This is a genomic window from Delftia sp. DS1230 (genome assembly GCF_040112715.1).
In the GTDB taxonomy this organism is placed as follows: domain Bacteria; phylum Pseudomonadota; class Gammaproteobacteria; order Burkholderiales; family Burkholderiaceae_C; genus Comamonas; species Comamonas tsuruhatensis.
On record NZ_CP157763.1, the window covers coordinates 3,111,131 to 3,120,886 of the forward strand.

Consider the following 9,756-nt stretch of genomic DNA (forward strand, 5'->3'; position numbering starts at 1 on the left):
ACATGCAAAAAGCCATGCAACCCCTTGATTCCCGCCTGATGAAGGCCTATGCCCGCCAGCCCGTCTCCTTCGTCCGTGGCCGTGGGGCCCGGCTCTGGGACGAGCACGGCACCGAATACCTGGACGCCATTGCGGGCGTGGCCGTGACCGCCCTGGGCCACGCGCACCCGGAGATCGCCGCCGTGATCGCCGAGCAGGCCGGCCTGCTGCTGCACACCTCCAACGTGTTCCGCATCGACTGGCAGGAACGCCTGGGCCAGCGCCTGTGCGCCCTGGCCGGCATGGAGACGGCCTTTTTCTGCAACTCCGGCGCCGAGGCCAACGAGGCCGCGCTCAAGCTGGCGCGCCTGCACGGCCACCGCAGGCAGGTGGCGCGGCCGCAGATCCTGGTGATGGACAACGGCTTTCACGGCCGCACGCTGGCCACGCTGTCGGCCACGGGCAACCCGGCCAAGCAGCGCGGCTTCGAGCCGCTGATGCCGGGCTTCGTGCGCGTGCCCTATGACGACATCGCGGCCGTGCACCACGCCGCCGCCCAGCATGGCGACATCGTGGCCGTGCTGATCGAGCCCGTGCAGGGCGAAGGCGGCATCCGCCTGGCAAGCCCCGACTACCTGCGCCAGCTGCGCAGCCTGTGCGACCGGCATGGCTGGCTGCTGATGCTCGACGAGATCCAGACCGGCCTGGGACGCACCGGCGCCTGGTTCGGCCACCAGCACGCGGGCATCGCCCCCGATGTGATGACCCTGGCCAAGGCCCTGGGCAACGGCATTCCGATCGGCGCCTGCCTGGCACGCGGGCCTGCGGCCGACCTGATCTCGCCCGGCCAGCATGGCTCCACCTTTGGCGGCAACCCGCTGGCCTGCCGCGTGGGCTGCACGGTGCTGGACATCATGGAGACCGAGGACATCCCCGGCCGCGCCAGGCAACTGGGCCGGCGCCTGCTCAACGGCCTGCAGCAGGCGCTGCACGGCCACCCCGACGTGCTGGCCGTGCGCGGCCAGGGCCTGATGGTGGGCATCGAGCTGAACCGCAACTGCCAGGACCTGGTGGGCCGCGCGCTGGCCCAGCAGCGCCTGCTGATCACGGTGACGCGCGAATCCACCATCCGCCTGCTGCCGCCGCTGATCTGCGACGAGCGCCAGATCGACGACATCGTCGCCCGCGTGGCCTGCCTGCTGGAGCCGGCCAGCGCCGCGCAGGCAGGCGCACCCGCCGCAGGCCAGCTGGCGGCTGCATGACCATCCCTCCCTACAGCCCTTGCCCCAATACAGGAACCATTCACCCATGTACGACGCATCCCTGACCCTGGCCGACTTCGACCTGCAGCTGGCCAAGGCCATCCAGAGCGAGAAACGCCGCCAGGAAGACCATGTGGAACTCATCGCCTCCGAAAACTACGCCAGCCCGCTGGTGATGGCGGTGCAGAACTCGGTCTTCACCAACAAGTACGCCGAGGGCTACCCCGGCAAGCGCTACTACAGCGGCTGCGAGAACGTGGACGTGGCCGAGCGCCTGGCCGTGGAACGCGCCATGGCGCTGTTCGACTGCGACTACGCCAACGTGCAGCCCCATGCCGGCGCCCAGGCCAATGCCGCCGTGTTCCTGGCGCTGGCCCAGCCCGGCGACACCGTCATGGGCATGAACCTGGCCCAGGGCGGCCACCTGACGCATGGCAACCCGTCCAACTTCTCGGGCCGCCACTACCGCATCGTCCCCTACGGCCTGGACCCCGCCACGGGCCTGATCGACTACGACGAGATGGAGCGCATCGCCCTGGAGCACCGGCCCCGCATGCTCATCGGCGGCTTCTCTGCCTACTCGCGCCACAAGGACTGGGCCCGCATGCGCGCCATTGCCGACAAGGTGGGCGCCGTGTTCTGGGTGGACATGGCCCATGTCGCAGGCCTGGTGGCCGCGGGCGAATACCCCAGCCCCCTGCCCCACGCGCATGTGGTCACCAGCACCACGCACAAGACGCTGCGCGGCCCGCGCGGCGGCCTGATCCTGTCCAAGGGACAGGACGAAACCTTCAACCGCCGCCTGAGCTCGGCCGTGTTCCCCGGCGTGCAGGGCGGGCCGCTGATGCATGTGATCGCCGCCAAGGCCGTCGCCTTCAAGGAGGCGCTGCAGCCCGGGTTCAAGGCCTATCAGCGCCAGGTGCTGGCCAACGCCCGCGCCATGGCCGCCGTGATCCAGCAGCGCGGCTACCGCATCGTCTCGGGCGGCACGGACAACCACCTGATGCTGATCGACCTGTCCGACCGCAGCTACACCGGCAAGGATGCCGACGCCGCGCTCAGCGAAGCGCACATCACCACCAACAAGAACACCGTGCCCAACGACCCGCGCTCGCCCTTCGTGACCTCGGGCCTGCGCATAGGCACGCCCGCCGTCACCACGCGCGGCTTCGGCCAGGCGCAGTGCGAACAGCTGGCCGGCTGGCTGTGCGATGTGCTCGATGCGCTCGATGCGCTGGACGCGCAGGAAGGCGCCCGCTTTGCCAAGGTGGCGGCGCAGGTGCGCGATCAGGTGACGGAGCTGTGCAGCCGCTATCCGGTGTACGGATAGCCCGCGCGCAGCCGTGGTGGATCAGGGGTTGGGGTTGGCGCAGGCGCCGTCCATCCCCGCCATCTCCGCCAGCTTCTGCATGCGCGAGCGCTGGTCCAGGCAGGCCTGGTGCTGGGCTTCGGCCGCCTTTTGCTGGGCCAGCTTCGCGGCCTTGACGCGCTCGGCCTGCAGCTGGGCGATGCGCTCGCGGATCTGGGGCATGGCGGCCACGGCGGCCTTTTCGCCCTCAAGAATGGCGCTGGCGCGCTGGGTGAAGTCGGCCGGGCCGATGTCCAGCACCTTGGGGCGGATGGTGATGTCGGCGCGGGCCAGCTCGGCCTGGCCCAGCTTCTGGCCCATGATGGCAATGGACTGGCCCAGGGCGCCCAGCATGTTCTCGGGCGCCTTGCCACGGGCCTTGTTGGAGATGTCCACGGCGATCACCAGATCGGCGCCCAGCTGGCGCGCGGCGTCCACGGGCACGGGGCTGGTGATGCCGCCATCGACGAAGTGGAACTTGCCGATGGCCACGGGCTGGAACACACCCGGAATGCTGCTGGAGGCACGCACCGCCTGCCCCGTATTGCCGCGCGCGAACACGGTGCGCTCGCCGTCTTCCAGCCGCGTGGACACGGCCACGAAGGGCTTGGCCAGTTGCTCCAGCGGCTTGCGGCCCACCTGTTCGTTCACATAGTCTTCCAGCTTCTGGCCCACCAGCAGGCCGCCCGAGGACAGCTGCAGGTCGCGGATCCTGGTCTCATCCAGCGCCACGGCCTTTTCCTGCAGCTCGAAGGCGTTCATGCCGCTCGCATACAGCGCCCCCACCACGCTGCCCGCGCTGGTGCCGGACACCACCGCAGGCGCAAGGCCATTGGCTTCCAGCATCTTGATGACCCCGATGTGGGCAAAGCCCTTCACGGCCCCGCCGCCCAGGGCCAGACCGATCCTGATAGGGGCCACGGGTGTGCCCGGCACGGTGGGCGTGGACTCGGGCGTGGCCGCCGAGGGGCTGGGCGGGTTGCTGCCGCAAGCGGCCAGCCCCGCCAGGCTCAGGTACACCAGTGGACGCAAAAGGGCTTGGAGGTGCATGCCGGAAGATCCTGCTGTCGGATGACGAGATTCGGGGCGGGCAGTATAGCGGCAGGGGCAAACCACCGCCGGAGACGCATCATGCTGCGGACGGCAGAGGGCGTCCTGAGGTCGCTCAGGGATGCGTGGGCTCAAACCGCTGGATTCGCGCCAGCACGTCCGCCATGGCATCGCGGGCTTCGGCAAGGTCGTAGTCGGACTGCAGGTTGAGCCAGCTTTGCGCGTCCGTGCCAAAGAAGACCGCAAGGCGCAGCGCCGTATCCGCCGTGATGCCGCGCATGCCCTTCACGATCTCGTTGATGCGCCGGGGCGGCACATCGATGGCCTTTGCCAACGCGTACTGGCTCAGGCCCATGGGTTCGAGCCACTCCTGCATCAGGATTTCTCCTGGGTGCGGCCATTTGACTTCGCGGGTCATGTTGTAGTCCTTTCAGTGGTAATCCACGATCTCGACCTGGCTGGCATGGCCATCTGCCCAGACGAAGCAAAGGCGCCATTGCTCATTGATCCGAATGCTGTACTGGCCCCTGCGGCTTCCTTGAAGAGCCTCCAGTCTGTTGCCTGGCGGAATGCGCAGGAACTCCAGGGAGGTCGCTGCGTTCAGCTGCACAAGCTTGCGCATGGCAGCGACCTCCAGGTTGGCGAACCGCGCAACGCGCTTGCCAAGCATCAATGCCTGGGTGTCTGCACATCTGAAATCGAGGATCATGGATCAATAATAACGACTCCCGTTATTAGCTGATGCTTACCCCGCCTGCAGTTAGGCCCTCTTGCATCAACTCCGGGGACTGAGCAGTTCCCGCATCCCCTGCACAGCCTCCCTCAGAAACCCCCAGACCGCCTCGATGCGCTGAACCTGCCGGGCATCCGAGGGCATGCTCATCCAGAAGGTGCGGGTGAAGCAGGCCTCGGCGGGCAGCACGCGGCTGAGCACGGGGTCGCGGTCGGCGATGAAGGCGGGCAGCACGGCCAGGCCGGCGCCGGCGCGCACGGCCTCGTACTGGGCGGTGATGCTGGTGCTGCGAAAGGCAAAGCGCTCGGGCTGGAACAGGGTGGACAGCAGCTGCAGCTCGCGCGTGAACAGCAGGTCGTCCACATAGTGGATGAAGCTGTGGTGGCGCAGGTCCTCGGTGCGCGCCACCAGCGGACGGCGCGCAAGGTATTCGCGCTGGCCGTAGAGGAACAGCCGGTAGTCCGTGAGCTTGGTGACCACGGCCGAGCCGCGCGTGGGGCGCTCCAGCGAGATGACGATGTCCGCCTCGCGCCGCGACAGGTGCAGCAGGCGCGGCAGGGCCAGCAGGTCGATGCTCAGCAGCGGATGGCGCTGCGTCAGCGCGGCCAGCTGCGGGGCCAGCAGCTGGGTGCCGAAGCCCTCCGTGGCGCCCACGCGCACCAGGCCGGACGGGCCCTGGCTGGTGGATTCCGCCGCCAGCGGCATGCGCTCCAGCCCGGCTGCGGCGCGCTGCATGGCGTCTGCCACGCCCAGCAGCTGTCGGCCGGCCTCCGTGGGCCGCCATTGGCCCGCTTCGCGCTCGAAGAGCACGGCCCCCAGCTGCTTTTCCAGGGCCTGGATGCGGCGCGACACCGTGGTGTGCTCCACGCCCAGCTGCCGCGCGGCGGCGGCCATGCTGCCGCTGCGCGCCAGCTCGCCAAAGAATCTCAGGTGGTCCCAGTCCATGGGTCGAGGCCGCCTCAGTCGGCTGCGGCGCGGCGCGCGGCCAGCGTGCTGGGCGCACGCGCCAGCTCGTCGTTTTGCCGCACCAGGACGGCCATCATGTCCATGAACAGGCCCCGCTGCTCCTGCGGCAGCGGCTCCAGCATGCGCTGCTGGGCCCGCAGCACCGAGGGCTCGGCAGCGGCCAGCAGCGCGGCGCCTTCCGCGGTGACCGACAGCAGGCGCACGCGCCGGTCGGCCGGGCTGGTGTTGCGCACCATGAGGCCGCGCGCCTCCAGCCGGTCGATGACGCTGCCAATGGTGGAGGTGTCGAAACCGATCATCCGCGCCAGCGTGCGCTGGTCCACGCCGGGCTGGCGCAGCACGGCAGACAGCGCCGCGTACTGCACGGGGGTCACGCCGAATTCCTGGGTCTCCTCCATGAAGACGGCTACCGCGATCTGCTGCAGGCGGCGGATGTGGTAGCCGGGGTAGTTTTCTAGTTCTGCGGGTTGGTAGTCCATGGCCATTGCGCTCTTTTCCGGGTCCCTGCGGGCAAGCGCAGATGTTCGCATGAACCGCGCCCTCCGTTGGCGTTGGCTGGCGGACAGGTGATTCACCCGGACACGCTGTCCACCGCCGTTTTGCCTGCATCCAGGGAAACCCCAGGCTGGCCTGATGCAAATCAACACTACACTCATCGTCAGCATACTGTTTAATTAGTCGCGACGCAGCTGACCCGCAGGCTGGCGACACGCACCACGAAGCACAGGACATCCATGAGCACCAGCATTTCTTCCCGGGCGCTGCCCGTTCTTGTGGCAGGCGGCGGCATTGGCGGCGTGGCGGCCGCGCTGGCCCTGGCGCGCCAGGGATTCGCCGTCAAGGTGCTGGAGCAGGCGCCGCAGCTGGGCGAGATCGGCGCCGGCATACAGCTGGGGCCCAACGCATTCGCGGCCTTCGACGCGCTGGGCATTGGCGAGCTGGCCCGTGGCCGCGCGGTCTATACCGACGAGATGGTGATGCACGACGCGCTCGATGAGCGGCTGGTCGGCCGCATTCCCACGGGCGAGGCGTTTCGCGCCCGCTTCGGCAACCCGTATGCGGTGATCCACCGCGCCGACATCCACACCTCGCTGCTCGAAGGCGCGCGCACCCACGGCCAAATCGAGACGCTGACGGGCACGCGCATCGAAGCCGTGCAGCAGGAGGGTGACACCGTCACCGTGCGCGACCAACACGGCCAGGTCCATGTGGGCCAGGCCCTGATCGGCGCCGATGGCGTGAAGTCCGTGGTACGCCAGCAGTACGTGGGCGATGCGGCGCGTGTCTCCGGCCACGTGGTGTACCGCGCCGTGGTGGAGAAGAACGACTTCCCCGAGGACCTGCGCTGGAACGCGGCCAGCATCTGGGTCGGCCCCAACTACCACCTGGTGCACTACCCGCTGCGCGGCGGCGAGCAGTACAACGTGGTCGTCACCTTCCACAGCCGCGAGCAGGAGGAATGGGGCGTGCGCGAAGGCAGCCGCCAAGAGGTGCAAAGCTACTACCGCGACTGCTGCCCGCGCGCACGCCAGCTCATAGACCTGCCCAAAAGCTGGAAGCGCTGGGCCACGGCCGACCGCGAGCCCATTGGCCAGTGGAGCTTCGGCCGCGCCACGCTGCTGGGCGATGCCGCACACCCCACGCTGCAATACATCGCCCAGGGCGCCTGCATGGCGCTGGAAGACGCGGTGACGCTGGGCCAGGCGCTCAAGCGCTGCGGCAACGACTGGCCGCAGGCGCTGCGGCTGTACGAGCGCTCGCGCATCGCCCGCACGGCGCGCGTGGTGCTGTCCGCGCGCGAGATGGGCCGCATCTTCCACGCCAGCGGCGTGGAGCGCCTGGTGCGCAACGACCTCTGGAAGGGCCGCACGCCCCAGCGTTTCTACGACGCCATGGAATGGCTGTACGGCTGGAAGGCCGAAACCTGCCTCGCCGAAGACTGAACACAAGGAGACCGCCATGCAAGAACTTGGCCGCCTGGAAGACCTGCCCCAGGACTACCGCGACGAACTCGCGCGCAACAACCTGGTGCCGCTGTGGCCCAGCCTGCGCAACGTGATGCCGCCGCACACGCCGCGCCCGCGCACCCAGCCGATTGCCTGGCCGTACCAGTCCATCCGCCCGCTGCTCATGCAGGCCGGCGAGCTGACGCCCATCGAAAAGGCCGAGCGCCGCGTGCTGGTGCTGGCCAACCCCGGCCATGGGCTGGAGAAGATGCAGGCCAGCTCCTCCATCTACCTGGGCATGCAGCTGCTGCTGCCCGGCGAGTGGGCGCCCTCGCACCGCCACACGCCCAATGCCGTGCGCATGGTGGTGGAAGGCCAGGGCGCCTGGAGCCTGGTCGACGGCGAGAAATGCCCCATGGAGCGCGGCGACCTGATCCTCACGCCCACGGGCCTGTGGCACGAGCATGGCCATGACGGCGACGAGCCCGTGGTCTGGCTCGATGTGCTGGACCTGCCCCTGGCCTACTACCTGGAAGTCACCTACCACGTGGACGGCCCGCGCCAGCCCGCCCTGCCCGGCCGTGGCGACCGGGCATATGCGCGCGGCGGCCTGGCGCCCACGCAGGTGTTCGCCCGCAGCGCCAAGGCCTACCCCATGCTGCGCTACCCCTGGAAGGACGCGCGCGCCGCCCTGCTGGAGCTGGCCGCCGACCGCCCCGATCTGGACTGCGTGCAGCTGGCCTACACCAACCCCGAGACCGGGGCCGACTGCGAAAACATCCTGGGCTTCTACGCGCTGATGCTGCGCCCGGGCCAGACGCTGCAGCTGCCCGCGCGCTCGCCGGCCTGCGTGTTCCATGTCATCGAGGGCGGCGCCAGCGTGGCCGCCGTGGACCGCCACTTCGACCTGGCCCCGGCCGACACCTGCTGCGTGCCCGGCTGGGCGCCCGCCACGCTGGCCAATGCCAGCGCCAGCGAGCCCGCCTTCCTCTTCCTGGCCGACGAGGCGCCTTTGCACCGAAAGCTGGGCCTCTACGAGGTCCGGCCTTGAATCCTCCGATGTCTCTTTACTCCCCCATCGCCAATACCATGACCGCCCCCCAATACCTCTGGACCCCGCCCCCCGTCCAATCCCTGCCCGTGCGCGGCAGCACGCAGCGCCTGCCCGTGAACCGCCTGTTCTTCGTGGGCCGCAACTACCACGCCCATGCCGTCGAGATGGGCCGCCCGGTGGACAAGAGCGTGGAGCGCCCCTTCTACTTCACCAAGGCTCCCTCCACCCTGACCGAGTCGGGTGCCACCGTGGCCTACCCGCCCGAGACGAACAACTACCACTTCGAGATGGAACTGGTGGTGGCCATCGGCAAGGCGGGCTTTCGCATTGCGGCGGACCAGGCCCATGAACACATCTACGGCTACGCCTGCGGCCTGGACATGACGCGCCGCGACCTGCAGCTGGTGGCGCGCGACAAGGGCCGGCCCTGGGACCTGGGCAAGGATGTGGAGCAGTCTTCGGTGGCCAGCGAGATCGTGCCCATGCCGGGCCAGGTGATCGAATCCGGCGCCATTGCACTGGCCGTCAATGGCGAGACAAAACAGCAGTCCGACGTGGACAAGCTGATCTGGAACATCCGCGAAATCATTGCCGACCTCTCGCTTTTCTATCACCTGCAGCCCGGCGACCTGATCTACACGGGCACGCCCGAAGGCGTTGGCGCCGTGCTGCCGGGCGACCGCATCACCGGCCATGTGCAGGGCGTGGGCGAGATCGCGCTCACCGTGGGCCAGCCTGAATAAGACCGGGGAGACCACCACCATGAAGCTCTACAGCTTTTTCCGCAGCGGCACCTCGCACCGCCTGCGCATCGCGCTCAACCTCAAGGGCCTGCGCGCTGACTACTTCCCCGTGGACCTGCGCGTGGACGAGCAGGCCCAGGCGCCGTTCAAGCAGGTCAACCCGCAGGGCCTGGTGCCGGCGCTGACGCTGGACGATGGCCGCACGCTGATCCAGTCGCCGGCCATCATCGAATGGCTGGAAGAGCGCCACCCCAAGCCGCCGCTGCTGCCCGCCGACCCCGAGGACCGCGCCCAGGTGCGCGCGCTGGCCGCCATCGTGGGCTGCGACGTGCATCCCATCAACAACCGCCGCATCCTGCAGACCCTGCGCCGCCAGTTCGGTGCGGACGAAGCCGCCATCAATGCCTGGTGCGCCACCTGGATTGCCGACGGCTTCGACGCCATCGAAGCCCTGCTGGCCCGCGACACGCGGCGCGGCGACTTCTGCTTCGGCCACGCACCCACGCTGGCCGATGTCTACCTGGTTCCCCAGATCGAAAGCGCACGCCGCTTTGGCGTGGACCTGGACCGCTGGCCGCTGATCAGCGCAGTGGACAGGGCCTGCGCGGCCCTGCCCGCCTTTGCGCAGGCCGCGCCCCTGGCACAGCCTGACGCCGGCTGAACCTCGCCTGAACC

Annotated in this window: 11 protein-coding genes; 6 read left to right on the forward strand and 5 right to left on the reverse strand. The window is 69.0% G+C overall.

The features are described from left to right. The first annotated feature begins 2 nt into the window (after nucleotides 1–2). Together AAN986_RS13915 and glyA are read left to right on the forward strand one after the other, a co-directional pair. Complete coding sequence (locus AAN986_RS13915) at nucleotides 3–1,241, forward strand: aspartate aminotransferase family protein (RefSeq protein ID WP_209669350.1); 1,239 nt, start codon at nucleotides 3–5, stop codon at nucleotides 1,239–1,241. A gap of 46 nt (nucleotides 1,242–1,287) precedes the next feature. Continuing rightward, nucleotides 1,288–2,571, forward strand: a complete 1,284-nt coding sequence (gene glyA / locus AAN986_RS13920; RefSeq protein ID WP_349335723.1) for a serine hydroxymethyltransferase — start codon at nucleotides 1,288–1,290, stop codon at nucleotides 2,569–2,571. Between the two features lie 21 nt (nucleotides 2,572–2,592). Here the strand turns inward: glyA and AAN986_RS13925 are convergent, their stop codons facing one another. From AAN986_RS13925 to AAN986_RS13945, 5 genes are all read right to left on the reverse strand, one after another. After that, nucleotides 2,593–3,639 carry a patatin-like phospholipase family protein gene (locus AAN986_RS13925; protein WP_047218637.1) on the reverse strand — a complete coding sequence of 349 codons (1,047 nt, stop codon included), beginning with the start codon at nucleotides 3,637–3,639 and terminating at the stop codon, nucleotides 2,593–2,595. Between the two features lie 115 nt (nucleotides 3,640–3,754). Beyond that, nucleotides 3,755–4,057 carry a HigA family addiction module antitoxin gene (locus AAN986_RS13930; protein WP_043791964.1) on the reverse strand — a complete coding sequence of 101 codons (303 nt, stop codon included), beginning with the start codon at nucleotides 4,055–4,057 and terminating at the stop codon, nucleotides 3,755–3,757. Between the two features lie 12 nt (nucleotides 4,058–4,069). Continuing rightward, nucleotides 4,070–4,348, reverse strand: a complete 279-nt coding sequence (locus tag AAN986_RS13935) for a type II toxin-antitoxin system RelE/ParE family toxin (protein ID WP_047218636.1) — start codon at nucleotides 4,346–4,348, stop codon at nucleotides 4,070–4,072. A gap of 66 nt (nucleotides 4,349–4,414) precedes the next feature. Next, nucleotides 4,415–5,317, reverse strand: a complete 903-nt coding sequence (locus AAN986_RS13940; protein WP_013802476.1) for a LysR family transcriptional regulator — start codon at nucleotides 5,315–5,317, stop codon at nucleotides 4,415–4,417. Nucleotides 5,318–5,331: 14 nt separating this feature from the next. Next, nucleotides 5,332–5,868: a MarR family winged helix-turn-helix transcriptional regulator gene (locus tag AAN986_RS13945; protein ID WP_012205532.1), complete on the reverse strand. Its 537-nt coding sequence runs from the start codon at nucleotides 5,866–5,868 to the stop codon at nucleotides 5,332–5,334. A gap of 204 nt (nucleotides 5,869–6,072) precedes the next feature. On the opposite strand from AAN986_RS13945, the gene AAN986_RS13950 reads away from it, so the two are divergent. Genes AAN986_RS13950 through maiA form a run of 4 tightly spaced genes read left to right on the forward strand, consistent with a single transcriptional unit; the run spans nucleotide 6,073 to nucleotide 9,742 of the window. Further along, on the forward strand, nucleotides 6,073–7,281 hold the full coding sequence (locus tag AAN986_RS13950; protein WP_047218634.1) for a 3-hydroxybenzoate 6-monooxygenase: 1,209 nt from the start codon (nucleotides 6,073–6,075) through the stop codon (nucleotides 7,279–7,281). Nucleotides 7,282–7,297: 16 nt separating this feature from the next. Continuing rightward, nucleotides 7,298–8,335: a cupin domain-containing protein gene (locus AAN986_RS13955; RefSeq protein WP_047218633.1), complete on the forward strand. Its 1,038-nt coding sequence runs from the start codon at nucleotides 7,298–7,300 to the stop codon at nucleotides 8,333–8,335. 38 nt (nucleotides 8,336–8,373) lie between these two features. Beyond that, a complete protein-coding gene (locus AAN986_RS13960; RefSeq protein ID WP_047218695.1) occupies nucleotides 8,374–9,081 on the forward strand; it encodes a fumarylacetoacetate hydrolase family protein in 708 nt (235 codons plus the stop codon). 19 nt (nucleotides 9,082–9,100) lie between these two features. Further along, entirely contained in the window at nucleotides 9,101–9,742 is a 642-nt protein-coding gene (maiA, locus tag AAN986_RS13965) for a maleylacetoacetate isomerase (RefSeq protein WP_047218632.1), read from the forward strand. The last annotated feature ends 14 nt before the right edge of the window (nucleotides 9,743–9,756 follow it).

Bases quoted from the DNA above. Each gene is read 5' to 3' on its own strand.
- AAN986_RS13940 (WP_013802476.1), bottom strand. From the start codon at position 5,317: ATGGACTGGGACCACCTGAGATTCTTTGGCGAGCTGGCGCGCAGCGGC.
- AAN986_RS13935 (WP_047218636.1), bottom strand. From the start codon at position 4,348: ATGATCCTCGATTTCAGATGTGCAGACACCCAGGCATTGATGCTTGGC.
- AAN986_RS13945 (WP_012205532.1), bottom strand. From the start codon at position 5,868: ATGCGAACATCTGCGCTTGCCCGCAGGGACCCGGAAAAGAGCGCAATG.
- AAN986_RS13955 (WP_047218633.1), top strand. From the start codon at position 7,298: ATGCAAGAACTTGGCCGCCTGGAAGACCTGCCCCAGGACTACCGCGAC.
- AAN986_RS13925 (WP_047218637.1), bottom strand. From the start codon at position 3,639: ATGCACCTCCAAGCCCTTTTGCGTCCACTGGTGTACCTGAGCCTGGCG.
- glyA (WP_349335723.1), top strand. From the start codon at position 1,288: ATGTACGACGCATCCCTGACCCTGGCCGACTTCGACCTGCAGCTGGCC.
- AAN986_RS13930 (WP_043791964.1), bottom strand. From the start codon at position 4,057: ATGACCCGCGAAGTCAAATGGCCGCACCCAGGAGAAATCCTGATGCAG.
- AAN986_RS13960 (WP_047218695.1), top strand. From the start codon at position 8,374: ATGACCGCCCCCCAATACCTCTGGACCCCGCCCCCCGTCCAATCCCTG.
- AAN986_RS13950 (WP_047218634.1), top strand. From the start codon at position 6,073: ATGAGCACCAGCATTTCTTCCCGGGCGCTGCCCGTTCTTGTGGCAGGC.
- AAN986_RS13915 (WP_209669350.1), top strand. From the start codon at position 3: ATGCAAAAAGCCATGCAACCCCTTGATTCCCGCCTGATGAAGGCCTAT.
- maiA (WP_047218632.1), top strand. From the start codon at position 9,101: ATGAAGCTCTACAGCTTTTTCCGCAGCGGCACCTCGCACCGCCTGCGC.